Annotated in this window: 17 protein-coding genes; 5 read left to right on the top strand and 12 right to left on the bottom strand. The window is 63.3% G+C overall.

Features of this window, described 5'->3' with window-relative positions; all coding sequences use genetic code 11:
* Positions 1–214: 214 nt before the first annotated feature.
* The 4 genes from PDMSB3_RS17540 to PDMSB3_RS17555 form a co-directional block, all read right to left on the bottom strand.
* Positions 215–646, bottom strand: coding sequence for an ExbD/TolR family protein (locus PDMSB3_RS17540; protein WP_165187060.1), 432 nt, complete (start codon positions 644–646; stop codon positions 215–217).
* 28 nt (positions 647–674) lie between these two features.
* Positions 675–1,385 (bottom strand): MotA/TolQ/ExbB proton channel family protein, encoded by a 711-nt coding sequence (locus PDMSB3_RS17545; RefSeq protein WP_165187062.1) that lies wholly within the window; start codon positions 1,383–1,385, stop codon positions 675–677.
* A gap of 89 nt (positions 1,386–1,474) precedes the next feature.
* Positions 1,475–2,272 carry a 4-hydroxy-tetrahydrodipicolinate reductase gene (dapB, locus tag PDMSB3_RS17550; protein WP_007180391.1) on the bottom strand — a complete coding sequence of 266 codons (798 nt, stop codon included), beginning with the start codon at positions 2,270–2,272 and terminating at the stop codon, positions 1,475–1,477.
* 175 nt (positions 2,273–2,447) lie between these two features.
* Entirely contained in the window at positions 2,448–3,275 is an 828-nt protein-coding gene (locus tag PDMSB3_RS17555; protein ID WP_007180390.1) for an outer membrane protein assembly factor BamE, read from the bottom strand.
* A gap of 158 nt (positions 3,276–3,433) precedes the next feature.
* Here PDMSB3_RS17555 and fur point away from each other — a divergent pair, with 158 nt between their 5' ends.
* A complete protein-coding gene (fur, locus tag PDMSB3_RS17560; RefSeq protein ID WP_007180389.1) occupies positions 3,434–3,862 on the top strand; it encodes a ferric iron uptake transcriptional regulator in 429 nt (142 codons plus the stop codon).
* 114 nt (positions 3,863–3,976) lie between these two features.
* On the opposite strand, the gene PDMSB3_RS17565 is transcribed toward fur, so the two are convergent.
* From PDMSB3_RS17565 to PDMSB3_RS17575, 3 genes are all read right to left on the bottom strand, one after another.
* The gene (locus tag PDMSB3_RS17565) at positions 3,977–4,489 is read right to left on the bottom strand and encodes an ureidoglycolate lyase (RefSeq protein WP_165187065.1); all 513 of its coding nucleotides are present in this window, start codon (positions 4,487–4,489) and stop codon (positions 3,977–3,979) included.
* 13 nt (positions 4,490–4,502) lie between these two features.
* Complete coding sequence (gene alc / locus PDMSB3_RS17570; protein ID WP_165187068.1) at positions 4,503–5,513, bottom strand: allantoicase; 1,011 nt, start codon at positions 5,511–5,513, stop codon at positions 4,503–4,505.
* Between the two features lie 115 nt (positions 5,514–5,628).
* Complete coding sequence (locus PDMSB3_RS17575; RefSeq protein WP_165187070.1) at positions 5,629–6,951, bottom strand: C4-dicarboxylate transporter DctA; 1,323 nt, start codon at positions 6,949–6,951, stop codon at positions 5,629–5,631.
* Between the two features lie 228 nt (positions 6,952–7,179).
* Between PDMSB3_RS17575 and PDMSB3_RS17580 the strand changes: the two genes are divergently transcribed.
* Entirely contained in the window at positions 7,180–7,884 is a 705-nt protein-coding gene (locus PDMSB3_RS17580) for a FadR/GntR family transcriptional regulator (RefSeq protein ID WP_165187073.1), read from the top strand.
* Between the two features lie 91 nt (positions 7,885–7,975).
* Here PDMSB3_RS17580 and gap read toward each other — a convergent pair whose 3' ends face one another.
* Positions 7,976–8,986 carry a type I glyceraldehyde-3-phosphate dehydrogenase gene (gene gap, locus PDMSB3_RS17585; protein WP_007180384.1) on the bottom strand — a complete coding sequence of 337 codons (1,011 nt, stop codon included), beginning with the start codon at positions 8,984–8,986 and terminating at the stop codon, positions 7,976–7,978.
* A gap of 95 nt (positions 8,987–9,081) precedes the next feature.
* Positions 9,082–11,103: a transketolase gene (gene tkt, locus PDMSB3_RS17590; RefSeq protein WP_165187076.1), complete on the bottom strand. Its 2,022-nt coding sequence runs from the start codon at positions 11,101–11,103 to the stop codon at positions 9,082–9,084.
* 279 nt (positions 11,104–11,382) lie between these two features.
* Here tkt and speE point away from each other — a divergent pair, with 279 nt between their 5' ends.
* The 3 genes from speE to PDMSB3_RS17605 all read left to right on the top strand — a co-directional run bounded on the left by speE (position 11,383) and on the right by PDMSB3_RS17605 (position 13,543).
* Positions 11,383–12,255 carry a polyamine aminopropyltransferase gene (speE, locus tag PDMSB3_RS17595; RefSeq protein ID WP_007180382.1) on the top strand — a complete coding sequence of 291 codons (873 nt, stop codon included), beginning with the start codon at positions 11,383–11,385 and terminating at the stop codon, positions 12,253–12,255.
* Positions 12,256–12,369: 114 nt separating this feature from the next.
* Complete coding sequence (locus tag PDMSB3_RS17600) at positions 12,370–12,783, top strand: VOC family protein (RefSeq protein WP_007180381.1); 414 nt, start codon at positions 12,370–12,372, stop codon at positions 12,781–12,783.
* Between the two features lie 19 nt (positions 12,784–12,802).
* Complete coding sequence (locus PDMSB3_RS17605) at positions 12,803–13,543, top strand: 16S rRNA (uracil(1498)-N(3))-methyltransferase (RefSeq protein ID WP_007180380.1); 741 nt, start codon at positions 12,803–12,805, stop codon at positions 13,541–13,543.
* Positions 13,544–13,702: 159 nt separating this feature from the next.
* Here the strand turns inward: PDMSB3_RS17605 and PDMSB3_RS17610 are convergent, their stop codons facing one another.
* From PDMSB3_RS17610 to PDMSB3_RS17620, 3 genes are all read right to left on the bottom strand, one after another.
* A complete protein-coding gene (locus PDMSB3_RS17610; protein WP_007180379.1) occupies positions 13,703–14,266 on the bottom strand; it encodes a barstar family protein in 564 nt (187 codons plus the stop codon).
* A 16-nt stretch (positions 14,267–14,282) separates the two neighbouring features.
* Positions 14,283–14,699 (bottom strand): ribonuclease, encoded by a 417-nt coding sequence (locus PDMSB3_RS17615; protein ID WP_007180378.1) that lies wholly within the window; start codon positions 14,697–14,699, stop codon positions 14,283–14,285.
* 443 nt (positions 14,700–15,142) lie between these two features.
* The gene (locus PDMSB3_RS17620; RefSeq protein ID WP_007180377.1) at positions 15,143–17,482 is read right to left on the bottom strand and encodes an NADP-dependent malic enzyme; all 2,340 of its coding nucleotides are present in this window, start codon (positions 17,480–17,482) and stop codon (positions 15,143–15,145) included.
* Positions 17,483–17,572: the final 90 nt, after the last annotated feature.

The following is a 17,572-nucleotide window of genomic DNA, read 5'->3' on the forward strand; positions in this document are numbered from 1 at the left end:
AATGGCGTCGATTCCCCTTCTGCGGGGGAAAGGGCTGATTATACCGTCCGCGGACGGGTACGCCGCGCGCGTAGTACGCGTAACGACCGGTCGGCCTGGGGCGCAGCATGGCGGGCTCGGCAGGTCTCAGCGCCCCGCACTGCGATGGGGGCTCGCGCGCAATCCAGGAACTGCGGCGGCATGATGAGCGGCCGTCCCGCCAGACACAGCACGCCTAGGGCCTGGCAGCGGGCGGCGGCGGGTCGGTCACGAAGCCGATCCGCTCCAGGCCCGCCTGCTGCGCCGCGCCCATGACCTGCGCGATCACTTCGTAGCGCGTGGAGCGCTCGGCGCTCAGATGGATCTCCGGCTGGTCGCTCTGCTTTCCCGCTTGTGCGAAGCGCGTGCGCATCTGCTCAAGCGTGATGACAGTGCCGTTCCAGTAGAGTTTGCCGGCGGCGTCGATGGAAAGGGAAATGGTTTGCGGCGTCTGGCGCGCGGGCGCGGCGGCGACTTTCGGCAAATCGAGCCGGATCGCATGCGTGAATAAAGGCGCGGTAATGATAAAAATCACCAGCAGCACCAGCATCACGTCGATCAACGGCGTCATGTTGATCTCGGCCATCGGCGCGGCCGCCTGCTTTTTGTCGAGTCCGCCGAATGCCATGTCGCCTCCTTCTGCCTGAGCGGCGCGCCTAGTGCGTCGAGATCTGCGGGGCGCGCGCGGGTGCCTGCGCCTGTTCCGCCGGCGCGCAGACGTAGGCGTGCAGATCGTGCGCGAAGCCGTCGAGCTCCTCCGACAACTGCCGCACCAGCCGGCCGAGCACGTTGTACGCCAGCACCGCCGGAATCGCCACCACGAGGCCGAAAGCGGTCATGATGAGCGCCTCGCCAACCGGCCCGGCGACGTTTTCGATCTGCGCCTGACCGCTCGCCGCAATGCTGCCGAGCGCGTGATAGATGCCCCACACGGTGCCGAGCAAGCCGACGAACGGTGCCGTGCTGCCCACCGAGGCCAGCAAAACCTGGCCGAATTCGAGCCGCCGCTGCGACGCACTGAGCGCCTGGCGCAACGCCCGCAGCACCCGCTCGCCACGTTCGACGCGGGCCAACAGCGCACCCGGAATGTCCACTTCAGCCGCATGAAGCGCCGCTTCCGCAAGTGGCGTGAAGACCCGCTCGCGGTCCGCGCGCCTTAACGCCGCGACGCCTTCGGACAGCGTGGGCGCCTGCCAGAACTGGGCAATCGCGCGCGTGGCCTGACGTTTGGCGCGAGTGAGTATCCAGCTTTTGACGATCAGAAAGCACCAGCTAGCAATCGACATGGCCAGCAGCACGTAAGCGACGCCATGCGTGATCGCGTCGCTGGTTTGCAGGTAATGGATGATGCCGCTGCTGCCTGCCATCTGACCTCGCCGTGGAGTAGTGATTGCACGAGCGCGCCGGGAAACGCAATGCGCCCCGACATCCGCTCAGAATACGTTCAACTCAGCGTTCAACGCAGGCCAAGTACGTCCTGCATGTCGAAAAAGCCGGTTGCGTGGCCTTCGAGGAAACGTACAGCACGAAGCGCGCCTTGCGCATACGACAGACGGCTCGCCGACTTGTGCGTGATCTCGATGCGCTCGCCGATGCCCGCAAACAGCACCGTATGGTCGCCGACGATATCGCCGCCGCGAATCGCCGAAAAACCGATGGTGGACGGATCGCGCTCGCCGGTCACGCCTTCGCGGCTGTAGACCGCGCAGTCGTCGAGATTGCGACCGAGCGCGTGGGCGATCACTTCGCCCATCGTCAATGCCGTGCCGGACGGCGCATCGACCTTGTGACGATGATGCGCCTCGATGATTTCGATGTCGTAGCCGGTCGCGAAATGCTTCGCGGCGTATTCGAGCAGCTTCAGCGTGACGTTCACGCCGACGCTCATGTTCGACGCGAACATGATGGCGATTCTGTCCGCCGCGGCGCGCAGTTGCGCCTTCTGCTCGTTGTCGAAGCCGGTCGTGCCGATCACCATTTTCACCTTGTGACGCTGCGCCGCTTCCAGATGCACCAGCGTGCCTTCGGGGCGCGTGAAGTCGATCAGGTAGTCGGATTCGGCGAATACGCGCTCGATGTCGTCGGTCAGCACGACGCCCGTCTGTTTGCCGAGAAATGCGCCCGCATCCTGACCGAGCTGCGGGGAGCCCACGCGGTCGAGTGCGCCGGACAGCGTAGCGTCGGCATCGTTGAGGACAGTTTCGATGAGCATGCGGCCCATACGGCCCGATGCGCCAGCAATGGCAATTTTCATGGCTACGAGGGTTCGAAAAGGCAAAACCCGGCAAAGGCGGGCGAAAGCGGCGGCGGGCAGCACCCGTGCGCCGCGCATGACTGAAACAGGCAGAGAGCCGCACGGACGCCGCACACCGCGTTGCCCGTGCGCGGCGCCCGTCTTAAGCGTGAGCCTTAAGACAGGGACAGCGCGATTAGCCGCCCGTTCCCGAAGCCGGCGAAGAGGTCAACGGCGTGTTGTACGTCGGGCCGCCGTTGCTGCTCTGCGGGCCCGTCGGGCCTACCGGATTGCTGTTGTCCGTACCCGGATTCTGCGGCGGCGGCGGACGATGGAACTGGAACTGCGGCTGCCCATTGCCCGTGGGGCTTTGCTGCGGGATGCCGCCGCCGTTGGCGGTCGGCGCGCTCGGCACGGACGGACGCGCGGGCGACAACTGCACCGCATTGGTCGCACGATTGGCGGCTTGCGCGGCTTCCGCGTTGGCGTCCGTGGACGGCACCGCCGCTGCGGCTGCGCCGGCGACGGACGGCGAACGCGTGGTGTCCAGCGTGACCGGCGCCGCAGCGGAGGCGGCCTCGCTCGCACCGCTGGCACTGGTCGCCACGGCGGCCGCGGCCTTCTTCTTGCCCAGCTTGTCGCCGTCGATTTCAGCCAGCAACTCGAGGTTGGACGGCAGATCTTCGCCACCCGACCAGCTGGCGACGCGGTCGCCTGCGAAGAGAATCACGAAGTCGCGCTGCTGCACGACGTTAGTCGAGCCGCGCTTGAAATAGAACACGTAGTCCCAGCGGTCCGCGTGGAACATGTCGGCCAGCAGCGGCGTGCCGAGCAATTGCTTGACCTGCGCGCGGGTCAGGCCGACCTGCATCTGCGCCGCCGCTTCTTTCGAAACGAAATTACCCTGCACTACCGTGATCCGGTACGGCGTGATGCTTTGGGCAATGCGCTGTGTCAGGCTGTCGTAAGTGGAACATCCGGCAAGAACCGCGACAGTCGCAACAGCGATCAAGGTACCCCGCATGCGGCTCCCCCGGTAGATCAATTGAGATTTTGAAATCATTTCACTCACCGTGCGGGCCCGCTGACGAGCCGCGCGAGTTTCATTCCATCGAAGATGACCAGAACGCCAAAAACACATTACTATGAGAGCCCAGCATTGTACTCTAGGGATCCCTTGTCATGACCAATCCAACCGATCTCAAGAATATCGGGCTCAAGGCGACCCTTCCGCGCCTCAAAATCCTTGAGATTTTTCAGCACAGCCCGGTGCGCCACCTGACGGCCGAAGACGTCTACCGCAACCTGCTGCACGAAGAACTCGATATCGGGCTTGCAACCGTGTATCGCGTGCTGACGCAATTCGAGCAGGCCGGCCTGCTCTCGCGCAGCAATTTCGAGTCGGGTAAGGCGGTGTTCGAACTGAATGAGGGGTCGCACCACGACCACCTCGTGTGTCTCGATTGCGGGCTCGTCGAAGAATTTTTCGACTCCGAAATCGAGGCCCGTCAGCAGTCCATCGCGAAGGAACGCGGCTTCAAGCTGCAGGAGCACGCGTTGGCTTTGTACGGCGCCTGCACCAAGGAAAACTGCCCGCATCGCAAGCACTGACGCGATATCGGCCGCGCTGGGGTGCGCGGTCCGGTGGGCAAAAAAAGACCCGGCCGATGCGAATCGGCCGGGCTTTTTGTTTGCGGCAGCGCTCGTGCGCGGGCGCTTATGCCGCTATTCCACCAGTTCGGCGTTCGCTTCGAACGTCAACCGCCACGGCTGCGCCAATGACAATTCGTCGCAATTGGGCTGCTCGCCGCCACGATCCACCACCACGAAATCGCTCACCTGATCGAGTGCGAGCAACGGGTGATGCCAGACGCCTTTCGCATAATTCACGCCCTGCCATGCATCGGTCCAGAAAGCGCGCATCCGCGCCGGGTCGAATTCGCCGGCCGGTGCGACCACCACCAGATAGCGAGCCGCCTTCAAGGGAATGAAAGCCTGGCTACCGAGCGGGTGCCGCTCCATCATCGTGATTTCGACCGGCAGCGTGCGCGGCTGCGCGCGAAACAGGTTGATCAACGGCCGGCCGCCGTTTTCCATCACGTCGACGCAAGCGAGGTCGTGATAGCGCTCGGTCGTCCCGCCGTTGATGGCGAAATGACGCGCACCGTCCAGCTCGATAACGTCGCCGAACGGTGCGAAGGCCGCGCGCGTGAGCCGTTCCATCTGCAATGTCTTCATCGACGCCGCTCCGTTATGCGATTTCGCCCCACAGGCGCAGGCGCGACACCCCGCCGTCCGGAAGGATATTGAAACGCACATGCGTGACCGGGCCCAGCGACGCGAGATCGTCCGCGAAGGTGTGGACGTGGTCCATCTGCAGTTTCTGTTCGCCGAGCAGCACCGGCCAGAACATGGCTTGCGTGACGAGCGAGTCGTCCGTGCCGCCCGTCACCGACGCGGCTTGCAGCGAACAGCGGTCCGGGAAGTTGCCCTTGAAGTGCGCCGTATCTACTTCGATTTTGCGGATCACGCCCGGCCGCGCCAGCGCGACGATCGCCCAATCGTTGCCCGGCTCGCGGCGGCGGCGAGTTTCCCAGCCGTCGCCCATGTTGACGCCGCGGCCCGGCATCAGCATCTGCGAGGCCGGCCCGAAATGCTGGTTGTTCGCCGCGACCAGATAGGCGCCGTTCTCGATGGCGGCCAGATCCAGCAGCGTCCCGCGCTCCACGCGCTCCCAATCGCGCTTCGGCTGACCGTACACGCGCAGGCGCGCGAGGCCGCCGTCCGGGTACAGATTCACGCGCAGATGGGTAAACGCGCGCGTGTCGTTCACATCGACATAGTGGTGCTGGTTGCCCTGCAGCGTGGTCGCCGGCACGAGGGTTTGCCAGTCGGCGTTGTCGGGCGGCACATCACCTTCCACGTAGCAGGCGTCGATCGATGCGGCCGGCGGAAAGTTGCCGGTGAAGTGGCTCGTATCCAGATCCACGCCGTGCACGACGCCCGGGCGCGCGAGGCGGATCACACAGTAATCGTGACCGGTGGTTCGCTTGCGGCGGGTTTCCCAGCCGTCCATCCACTTGCCGTGGTCGTCGTACTTACCGGGAATGAACACCGCCGGTTGCGGCTCGAGCATGCGTTCTTTCGGCGCGAAGAATTCGTCGCTGGCAAAGAGCGCCTTCGCGCCCAAACGCGGGTCGGCGAGGTTCATATAGCGGCGGGTGAAAGCGGGAGCGTTGGGGTCGAGGATCGGATTAGCCATAGTCTCTAGTCTCGGTCAGGCGGCGAAAAAGTGAAGGAGAGCCGGGTTATGCTGCCTCTGCCGGCGCAGAAAGCGCGCTGCGTTGGCGCGCGGAGTCAGATACGGTTTCTCAGGTTCAGACGGCCGGAGCGTGTTCGCCCGCGGCGGGTTCGGCGTCTTCACCGGCCGGCACGTAGCGCAACGCCTCGTCGCGGTTCAATACGCGATGCGCGCGCGCCCGGTCGATATCGTTTTCCCACACGGCGACCACCACCGTCGCCACGCAGTTGCCGATCAGGTTGGTGAGCGCGCGCGCAATGCCGACGAACCAGTCGACCGGCAGGATCAGCACGAGGCCGAGCACGGGAATCGCCGGAATCGCGGACAACGTCGCGGCCAGAATCACGATGGCCGAGCCGGGAATGCCGTGCGCGCCCTTCGACGTCACCAGCGAAACCAGCACCACCACGATCAGGTCATGCACGGACAGCGGCGTATTGGTGGCCTGCGCGATGAAAATCACTGCGAGCGTGAGATAGATGGAGAAGCCGTCGAGATTGAACGAGTAGCCGGTCGGAATGACGAGCCCGACGGTCGAATCCTTGACGCCCATCCATTCGAGCTTGCGCATGATCTGCGGCAGCACGGCATCGGACGAAGCGGTGCCGAGCACGATCGACAGTTCTTCGCGCAGATAGCGGATCAGCTTGAAGATGCTGAAGCCGGCGAGCCGCATGACCACGCCCAGCACCACGGCCACGAACACGAAGCAACTCACGTAGAACACGAGCACCAGCATGCCGAGTTGCTTGAGCGACTCGACGCCGTACGTGCCAGTGGTGAAGGCGATCGCCCCGAGCACGCCGAGCGGCGCGAGCTTGATGATGAAACCCATCACGCGGAAAAACACCTGCGACAGTTCGTCGATCAGGCTGCTCACGCGCTGCGCCTTATTGCCGAGCAGCGACAGCGCCGAGCCGAACAGCACCGAAAACACGAGAATCTGCAGGATGTCGCCGGTAGCGAACGCGTTGATCGCCGTATCGGGGATGATCTTCAGCAGGAAGCCGGCCGTGTCCTTCAGGCTCTTCGCGTTTTCGGTGTAAGTCGAGAGCGACGAAGGATCCAGCGAGCGCAGATCGATGTTCATGCCGACGCCGGGGCGCGTGATGTACGCCAGGATTGCGCCGATCACGAGCGCGATCGTCGTCATCACCTCGAAGTAGATCACGGCCTTCAGGCCGACGCGCCCCACCTTGCGCAAGTCGCCGGCATGCGCCATGCCGCTCACCACGACGCAGAACACGATTGGACCGATCACCATCTTGATCAGCTTGAGAAAACCGTCGCCGAGCGGGCGCAGCGATTGGGCGAAATGCGGGTACACAGCGCCGATCACGATACCCGCCACCAGCGCTATGACGACCCGGCCAAACAGCGAATTGAAAAATTTCAACACGGCTTCCTCCTGGTTGCGATTCCCACCTGTTCAGACTGGTCCGACCAGTGCTGTTATGTCGAATAGTAGGAAGCCGATATACTGGCGTCAAGGGTTCATGGAACAGTGTTTACCCGCTGTTTTTACAGCGCTTTCAGACCGGATGCGCGGCGATGAACGGTAAGCCGCACGAGCGTTCGGACCGCGTATTACAATGCTGGTCAGACCGCACTTTAAAGTGAGCCCATCATGAAAAACGTCCCGCATACCGTTACCGATGCCGCGATCGCGACCATCCGCGAACGGATCGAAGCGGGCGTTTATCCCGTGGGCAGTCTGCTGCCGGCGCAGCGCCAGCTTTCCGAGGAACTCTCGATCAGCCGCGCTTCGTTGCGCGAAGCGCTGTCCACGCTCGAAGCGCTCGGCCTGCTGGTGATCCGACCGGGCAAGGGCGTCTATGTGGAAAGCGCGCAGGCATCGGCCGCGCAATCGTGGCGCTTCTCGGAGCAGTCGTCGCTGCCGGATACCTATCAGATGCGCTTCGCGCTGGAAGGCTTTATCGCGCGCATGGCGGCGCTTGCGGTCAGCGATTCCGACCTCGCCTGGTTCGAAGAAAACATCACGGCCATGCAATCGGCGCTCGCGTGCGACGAACTCGACGAAGCCGCGCGCCTCGACTACGACTTCCACATGCGGATCGTCAGCATTGCCGGCAACGCGGCGATCGAGTCGATTCTGAGCAGCAGCGCGGAGATCATGAAGGAAAGCCAGCGCATGCCGTATTACCGGCGCGAACTGGTACTGTCCACGTACAACGAACACCGTGTGATTCTGGACGCGCTCAAGGCGCGCGATTCCGCCGCAGCCGGCAGAGCCATCGAGACGCATATTTCGAACGCCGCGCAGCGCGCCGGCGTCTATTTCCCAACTCCGCCGGCCCAGCCGCAGACGTAAAAAAGCCGCTCCGTAGAGCGGCTTTGCTTGCCCTGTGCCACCGCCGGCTCAAAGCCGGCTTTGGCGGGCATAGCGCACGAAGCGCCGTGATTTACTTCGCGTGGGCGAGCGCCACAGCCGTGTCCAGCATGCGGTTCGAGAAGCCCCATTCGTTGTCGTACCAGCTCGACACCTTCACCAGACGGCCCGACACCTTGGTGAGCGTGGCGTCGAACGTCGACGAAGCCGGGTTGTGGTTGAAGTCGATCGACACCAGCGGTGCCTGGTTGTAGCCGAGAATGCCCTTCAGCGAGCCTTCCGACGCTTCCTTCATGATCGCGTTGACTTCTTCGACCGTCGTGTCGCGCGCGGCGATGAACGACAGATCGACGATCGACACGTTGATCGTCGGGACGCGAATCGCGTAGCCGTCCAGCTTGCCGTTCAGTTCCGGCAGCACCAGGCCGACCGCCGATGCCGCGCCGGTCTTGGTCGGGATCTGGCTGTGCGTGGCCGAGCGCGCGCGGCGCAGGTCTTCGTGGTACACGTCCGTCAGAACCTGGTCGTTCGTGTACGCGTGGATCGTGGTCATCAGACCGTTCACGAGGCCGATCTTGTCGTTCAACGGCTTGACGAGCGGCGCGAGGCAGTTCGTCGTGCACGATGCGTTCGAGATCACCGTGTCCGAGGCCTTCAGCACGTTGTGGTTCACGCCGTAGACGATCGTGGCGTCGACGTCTTTGCCGCCCGGCGCCGAGATGATCACCTTCTTTGCGCCGCCCTTGATGTGCGCGCTGGCCTTTTCCTTGGTCGTGAAAAAGCCCGTGCATTCCATCACGACGTCGACGTTCAGCTCGCCCCACGGCAGTTCAGCCGGGTTGCGGTTGGCCAGCACGCGGATCTTGTCGCCGTTGACAACCAGGTAGTCGCCGTCCACCGACACTTCGCCCGGGAACTTGCCGTGCGCCGTGTCGTATTGCGTCAGGTGAGCGTTGGTCTTGGCATCGCCGAGATCGTTGATGGCGACGATTTCGATATCGTGCTTCTTGCCGTTTTCATAGAAGGCGCGCAGCGTGTTGCGGCCAATACGGCCGTAGCCGTTGATTGCGACGCGAATCGTCATGGTCTATCTCCTGATGGCTGAAAAAATACTTCCAGGTTCGTCTGACTGACAGCGTTGCCGCGCGTTCGCACGCGAACGGCAACGCTTGTCCAGGATCAGCCGAGTGCGGCTTTTGCCGTCTCTACCACGTGTTCGACGGTGAAGCCGAAATGCTTGAACAGCACGCCAGCCGGGGCCGATTCGCCGAACGTGTCGATGCCGACCACGCCGCCTTCCAGACCCACGTACTTGCGCCAGAAATCCGTCACACCCGCTTCGATCGCGACGCGGCGCACGCCTTGCGGCAGCACGCGTTCGCGGTATTCGGCGTCCTGCTTGTCGAACACGGTGGTTGACGGCATGGACACGACGCGCGCCGCGATGCCTTCGCGCGCCAGCGGCTCGACCGTGTTCAGCGCCAGTTCGACTTCCGAACCGGTGGCGATCAGGATGATCTTGCGCGCGACGATCTCGTCGTTCCAGTCGCGCAGCACGTAACCGCCCTTCTCGATGTTGGCGATCTGCGCGTCGGTGCGCTCCGAGAACGGCAGGTTCTGACGGCTGAAGATCAGGCACGACGGGCCGTGATGTTCGACCGCATGGGTCCAGGCCACCGCCGTCTCGACGGTATCAGCCGGACGCCACACTTGCAGGTGCGGAATCAGACGCAGGCTCGCAACATGTTCGATCGACTGGTGGGTCGGGCCGTCTTCGCCCAGACCGATCGAGTCGTGCGTGAACACGAAGATCGACGGCGCTTTCATCAGTGCGGCGACACGCAGTGCGTTGCGGCTGTAGTCCGAGAACGTCAGGAACGTGCCGCCGAACGCCTTGAAGCCACCATGCAGCGCGACGCCGTTGATCGCGGCGCTCATGCCGAATTCGCGCACGCCGTAGTTGACGTAGTTGCCGGCAGCCTTGCCTTCGGCGTTCACGCGCACCGGTTTGGCGGCCTTCCAGTTGGTCAGGTTCGAGCCAGTCAGGTCGGCGGAGCCGCCGAGCAGTTCCGGCAGCACGGCCGACAAAGCTTCGATAGCCTGTTGCGAGGCCTTGCGCGTCGCGACAGTTTCCGCGCGCTCGTTCGCGCCGGCAATGATCGCCTTGGCCTTTTCCTTCCAGTCGGCGGGCAATTGCTTCGCGTTGCGGCGCGTGAATTCAGCGGCTTCCTGCGGATATTTGGCGGCGTACGCCGCAAACGCCTTGTCCCACTCGGATTCGTTGCGTGCGCCGGCTTCCTTCGCGTCCCACGCTGCATAGACTTCTTGCGGGATCACGAACGGCTCCCACTTCCAGCCGATCTTTTCGCGCGTGGCCGCGATTTCCTTGTCGCCAAGCGGCGCGCCGTGCGAATCATGGCTGCCGGCCTTGGTCGGGGCGCCTTCGCCGATCACCGTCTTGCAGCAGATCAGCGTGGGCCGGTCGGATTGCTTGGCCTGCTTGATGGCTGCGTCGACCGCGTCGACGTCGTGGCCGACCACGTTCGGGATCACGTTCCAGCCGTACGCTTCGAAGCGCTTGGGCGTGTCGTCGTGGAACCAGTGCACCACTTCGCCGTCGATCGAGATGCCGTTGTCGTCGTAGAACGCGATCAGCTTGTTCAGCTTCAGCACGCCCGCCAACGAGCAGGCTTCGTGCGAGATGCCTTCCATCAGGCAGCCGTCGCCGACGAACACGTACGTGTGGTGGTCGACGATCGTTGCGTCGGGCTTGTTGAATTCGGTGGCGAGCAGCGACTCGGCGAGCGCCATGCCGACCGCATTCGCCAGACCCTGGCCGAGCGGGCCGGTGGTCGTCTCGACGCCAGGCGTGATGCCGTATTCCGGGTGGCCCGGCGTCTTCGAATGCATCTGGCGGAAGTTCTTCAGCTCTTCGATCGGCAGATCGTAGCCGGTCAGGTGCAGCAGCGAATACAGCAGCATCGAGCCGTGGCCGTTCGACAGCACGAAACGGTCGCGATCGGCCCACTGCGGGTTCTTCGGGTTGTGGCGCAGATGACGCGACCACAAAGCCACGCCGATTTCGGCCATGCCCATCGGCATGCCGGGGTGGCCGGAATTCGCTTTTTGAACGGCGTCCATAGACAGCGCGCGGATCGCGTTGGCCATCAAGGAAGTGGGTGCGGGAGACGGGGTCGTCATGTCGAGTCCGGAGACAGAGTCAGAAAGCGGTGTGCGCTTGAGGCCCGGATGCTCGAATGCCAGCTCACTCGGGCGCACGGTGCGGCGCCAGGAGACGCGAAACGGGCAGAGCAAACGGACAAGGCTGAAAGCGTGACATTCTAACAGATCGTTGCCGGCCTCCCGACCCGAAAGCCGCCTGGTCATGCGGCTCGATGCATGCGCCGGGGCCGCGCCGTGCTTCGCCCTTTACAATTGCACAACCTTAACCCACCGCGCTCCGCACGGAGCCCGCCAACCGTGAGCGCTCCGCTGCTGTTCCGACCGAGTCCCGATGCCGTCTACGGATTTCCGCACGCGAAGCGCGTGGCGCAAGTCGTATCGCCTTACCAGCGGATAGAAGTCTGGGACACGCCGCAGCTCGGCCGGCTCTTCACGCTCGACGGCCGCCCCATGACGTCCACCGGCGACGAGTTCATCTATCACGAATGCATGGTGCATCCGGCCGCGCTGGCGCATCCGTTGCCGAAAGCGGCGCTCGTGCTGGGCGGCGGCGACGGTGGCGCCGCGCGGCAACTGTTGCGGCACGCGGGCATCGAACGGATCGTGGTGGCGGAACTCGACGCCGAAGTGATGCGCCTGACGCGCGAGCATCTGCCCGAAGTGCACGGCGGCGCCTTCGACGATCCGCGCGTCGAGCTCGTGATCGGCGACGCCGCGCATTACGTCGCGAACGCCGCGCCAGCGCAGTTCGATCTCGTCGTGTTCGACCTGACGCCGCCCGATTCGCCCGCCGCCGGTCTTTACACGCAAGACTTCTATCAGCAGCTCAAGCGGGTCATGAGCCCGATCGCCGTGGTCTCCGTGCATCTCGGCTCGCCGTATTTTCATGCCGGGCGCATCGCGCGCCTGCTCGACGACTTGCGCGCGGCGTTCGCCGTCGTCCGCACCATGAATACGTTTATTCCGCTGTACGGCTCGCTCTGGATGATGGCGACGGCGAGCGACACGCTCGACCCTGCCGCCCTCTCTGCCGATACGCTCACAGAGCGCCTCGATGCACGCCGAATCGACGCCCTGATGCATTACGACGCGGCCATGCACGCGGGACTGTTCTCGGCATCCCGCGCGGTGCGCGATAAACTAAGTCAATTCTTAAAGCCAGCAAGCTAACGCGTGGGCAAAATGCACGGTTCCGTCGGACTGCACTATCGGCACACCGATACGCGACCATCCGCCCGGGCTCGCAGCCTGTGCCCCGCCAACCCCTTAGATCCGGAGAATCCCATGACCGCCTTCCGCCCAGCCGGTGTGCCCTGGTTGACCCCCTATCTGACGGTGCGCGACGCACGTGCCGCGTCCGCGTTCTTTACTGCGGCGTTCGGCTTCGAAGTTCGCGACAGTGTTCAGGACGACGGTGTAGTGATGCATGTCGAGATGACCTATCAAGACCAGTTGATCGTGATGTTCGCACCGGAAGGCGCGTTCGGCTCGGCGGCGAAAACACCCAAAAGCGCGGGCGCAATCGCACCGCAATCGTTCTATGTCTATGTCGACGATGTCGACGCGATTTACGCGCGGGCGCTGGCCGCCGGCGCAAAATCGCTGAGCGAGCCACAGGATCAGTTCTGGGGCGACCGCTTCGCCCAGGTCGAAGATCTGGACGGCTACCGCTGGGCGCTCGCTCGCCACCTTTCGTGAACCAATGAGTATTTTCCTGATGCCACGTTTCTTCGTCGGTACGCCTCTCCAGTCCGACGACATCATGCAGCTTCCCGATGACGTCGTTCGGCATGTGCTCGTGCTGCGGTTGCAGCCCGGCGATTCGATCGTTCTTTTCAACGGCGAAGGCGGCGAATACAGCGCCGAACTCGTCGAGGTCGAACGTCGGTCGGCCAAGGTAAGAATTCGTGAATTCCGCAACATCGAAGTGGAAGCGCCGTATCGTCTCACGCTGGCGCAGGGTATCGCCGGCGGCGACAAGATGGACTGGCTGATCGAAAAAGCCGTCGAACTCGGCGCATCTGCCTTCGTGCCGCTCACCACCACGCGCAGCGTCGTGCGTCTCTCCGGCGAGCGCGCGCAGCGGCGGCATGCGCACTGGCAAGGCATCGTGCGGGCGTCGTGCGAGCAGTGCGGGCGCAACCGGCTGCCGGAAGTCATGCCGGTGCGCGAAATCGCCACCTGGCTGGGCGCCATGCCTCGCACGCCTGAAGAGGGCGACTTGCGCATTCTGCTGTCGCCGCGCGCGAGCATCAGCTTTTCCGCGTTGCCCGCCGAGCCGCCGCAAGGGCGCGTGACGGTGCTGGTCGGACCGGAAGGCGGCTTCTCCGCCGCTGAAGAAGCGGCCGCAACCGATCATGGTTTCACTGCCGTCGGTCTTGGTCCGCGCGTCATGCGCACCGAGACCGCCGGCATCGCAGTGCTCTCGGCGCTGGCCGCGGGCTGGGGCGGCTGGTAAGCCGCCTGGCCGCCGCACGTGCCACCTTGCTTGATCTGATCGAAAGCGGCAACTCATGCCGGCATTGGCGCAGCGGCAAAAGCAAAGGCCCGCCGACTGGCGGGCCTTTCTCATTTAGCCTGAACTGGCAACACCCAGGCTAAAACTCCAACTCAAACATCAGGCGAACGAGTAAAACACACGGAACGCCACTTTGCGCTCGGCCCAGAACTCGGCGGCCTCGCGGAACACGTCCAGCAGCGTCTCGCGCCCTTCCTTGTCGAACTTCTGGGCGACTGGCAACTGCTCGAGCACGATCACGAAGCCCGGCTGCGCACCCGCCTTATGAACCAGATCGGTCAAACAGTCGTAGAGCGCGTCGTAATTCTTGCCGAAATGTTTCGGAAACAGGAACGACGTCGCGATGGTTTCAAGCACTTCCTGTTTGGACTGCGCATTGGCGCAATACGCATACAGAAAATGCTGGCCGAGCTGGTGGGCCTCTTCGGCCAGATCCTGCACGCGGAACGCGCGGATCGACTGTACGATGTTCGGTCGTACGGTCTTGAAAAGACTCATGGGCTCCTCGTTCGATGAAACCACAGTGCCTGCTGCTTCGCTCTGGTTCTCGCGGCCCTGATCGCCGGCTCGCATCTGCATGACGCGCTGGAACAGATTGCCGTCGCCGGCCGCGAAAAGATCCGTCGCGACTCCGGAGTCGTGCGCGTAGACGTTGTCGCTCATGCCGTTCATCCCGATGTCATTCAACAATACGATTAAAACTGGTGTAGTGGTCGTCCGAGTAGTAACAATTGTCGGTTCGCTTCAGCGGACCTCCGCAGACGATGCGACGCGCCCCGCGATTACGTGAGCGAGGCGTGGGAACGGTGTATTCGTGGTAATAGCCGCGCCGATGGGCCGGCAGCAACCGTTCGCGATTGCCGAATACGATGCCGTCCTTCTCATACGGGTAAGGCCCGCCTGCGGCAATCAAGTTCAATGTATTGACCGCTTCGCCTGGCAACTGCGCCAACGCGATTGTGCCCTGCAACTGTGCGTTCGAATCGGCGAGTGTCGTGGAGTCGCGCGCAAACGCGCCAGGCACGGGGCCGGATAAAGCGCACAGCGTAACAGCACCGATCAGCACGCCTTTCATGCGTTGCCACTTGCGTGCCATGTATCAGGGTTCCCCGCTGTTAGATCACGAGTTTGACGACCATGAAAGTCGTAAGGGTATCGCTAATGGTCCTCGGAATCAACGTTCGCCAGGCGGGCCAAAACTTCCAATCGGGCGGGAGAGAGCCACCGGTGGGACTTTGACGACTTTTGACAGAAAAATCAGCTTATTCAGGCTAAAATTAGCCCAACAACGCGAATCGAGGTGAAGGTAGTCAGGTGAGGAGCGGAAGGTGGCTGCTTCGCCTGCGTCTGCAGGCATCTGGATGCGCTGTTGCAAGGGTTTCAAACCCTTGAGCGCTCTTTGGCGATGAAATTTTGTCTGACTTGCCGTTTTTTCGGGTGAGGGATCCCCTGTTCACCCTGAGGCGTGCCCATTGCGGGCGCGCCTTTTTTTTTGCATGGCGCGGTCATTCCCGCGCCATGCTTCGTGCGGATCGCGGATTAACGCGCCGCGATCACATCCGCCACCAGTAGCGCCGTCATATTGACGATCCGGCGCACCGTCGCCGAAGCCGTCAGCACATGCACCGGCTTGGCCGCGCCCAGCAGCATCGGACCAATCGCGATGTTGTTGCCCGCGGCGGTCTTCAGCAGGTTGTACGAGATGTTCGCCGCGTCGATGTTCGGCAGCACCAGCAGATTCGCGTCGCCTTCGAGCGTCGAGTCGGGCATCACTTCGCGGCGCAGATTCGCGTCGAGCGCGATATCGCCGTGCATTTCGCCATCCACCTGCAGATCCGGCGCGCGCTCGCGCAGGATCGCCAGCGTGTCGCGCATCTTCTGCGCGGTCGGCGCGTTGCTCGTGCCGAAGTTCGAATGCGACAGCAGCGCGACCTTCGGTTCGATACCGAAACGGCGCACTTCTTCCGCCGCCATGATCGTGATTTCGGCCAGTTGCTCCGGTGTCGGATCCACGTTCACGTGCGTGTCCACCAGGAAGATCTGGCGGTTCGGCAATACCAGCGCGTTCATCGCCGCGTAGACTTTCGCGCCCGCCTTCTTGCCGATCACCTGATCGATGAAGTGCAGATGCCGGTGCGTGGTCGACACCGTGCCGCAGATCATGCCGTCCGCCTCGCCCTTTTCCACCAGCATTGCGCCGATCAGCGTGGTGCGGCGGCGCATTTCGAGCTTCGCCATCTGCGCGCTGATGCCCTTGCGCGACATCATCCGGTGATATTCCTGCCAGAAGTCGCGGTAACGCTCGTCGTGGTCGGTATTCACCACCGTGTAGTCCTGACCCGCGACGAGACGCAGACCGTAGCGCGCAATGCGCTGCTCGATCACCGCCGGGCGGCCGATCAGGATCGGTTTGGCCAGCTTTTCGTCGACGATGATCTGCATGGCGCGCAGCACACGCTCTTCTTCGCCTTCCGCGAACACGATGCGCTTCTTCTCCGGCTCGACGCTACGCGCCAATTGGAAAATCGGCTTCATGGTCGTGCCGCTGTGATACACGAACTGCTGCAAATGCTGTTCGTATGCGTCCATGTCCTCGATCGGACGCTCGGCGACGCCCGAATCCATCGCGGCCTGCGCCACGGCCGGCGCGACCTTGACGATCAGGCGCGGATCGAACGGCTTCGGAATCAGGTATTCCGGCCCAAACGAGAGATCCTGAATGCCATACGCCGTCGCGACGATATCGCTCTGCTCCTGGCGCGCCAGTTCGGCAATCGCATTGACCGCCGCGATTTCCATTTCCCGCGTCACCGTGGTCGCGCCCGCATCCAGCGCGCCGCGGAACAGGAACGGGAACACCAGCACGTTGTTCACCTGGTTCGGGTAGTCGGTGCGGCCGGTGCACAGCACGGCGTCCGGCCGGACTTCGAGCGCCAGTTCCGGCAGGATTTCCGGCGTCGGGTTGGCGAGCGCCAGAATCAGCGGCTTGTCCGCCATCCGCTTGACCATGTCCTGCTTGAGTACGCCACCGGCCGACAGCCCCAGGAACACGTCCGCGCCACCAATGGCTTCGGCGAGCGTGCGGGCGTCGGTTTCACGCGCGAAACGCTCCTTGTCCGGATCCATCAGTTCGACACGGCCCTTGTAGACCACGCCGGCGAGATCGGTGACGGTGATGTTTTCGAGCGGCAGGCCGATATCGACCAGCAGATCCAGACAGGCCAGCGCCGCCGCGCCCGCGCCCGAGGACACCAGCTTGACCTCCTTGATGTCCTTGCCGACCACCTTCAAACCATTGGTGATGGCTGCCGCGACGACGATCGCCGTGCCGTGCTGGTCGTCGTGGAAGACCGGAATCTTCATGCGCTTGCGGCATTCGCGCTCGACGATGAAACAGTCCGGCGCCTTGATGTCTTCGAGGTTGATGCCGCCGAAGGTCGGCTCCAGCGCCGCGATCACGTCGACCAGCTTGTGCGGGTCGGACTCGTTCAGCTCGATATCGAACACGTCGATGCCGGCGAACTTCTTGAACAGCACGGCCTTGCCTTCCATGACCGGCTTCGAGGCGAGCGGCCCGATGTTGCCCAGACCCAGCACCGCGGTGCCGTTCGTGACCACGCCGACCAGGTTGCTGCGCGCGGTGAAGCGCGCGGCATTCAACGGGTTCTCGACGATTTCCTCGCACGCGAATGCCACGCCCGGCGAGTACGCCAGCGCCAGATCGCGCTGGTTGATCATCTGCTTGGTCGGGGCGATCGCAATCTTCCCGGGGGTGGGGAACTCGTGGTAATCGAGAGCGGCTTCGCGGAGTTTGCTATTGACGGGAGTCGACATAAGGCGGGCTTCGAAGGGCAGATTAGAATAGACGTTCGACGGCATTGTAGCCCCAATTGCCAGCCCAATTCCTTCAATACGGGTACAACTGCCGCGACTTAAACATAGCGAAAGGCTGACGTAACCGGCGCGCGC

Source organism: Paraburkholderia dioscoreae (genome assembly GCF_902459535.1).
Lineage (GTDB): Bacteria > Pseudomonadota > Gammaproteobacteria > Burkholderiales > Burkholderiaceae > Paraburkholderia > Paraburkholderia dioscoreae.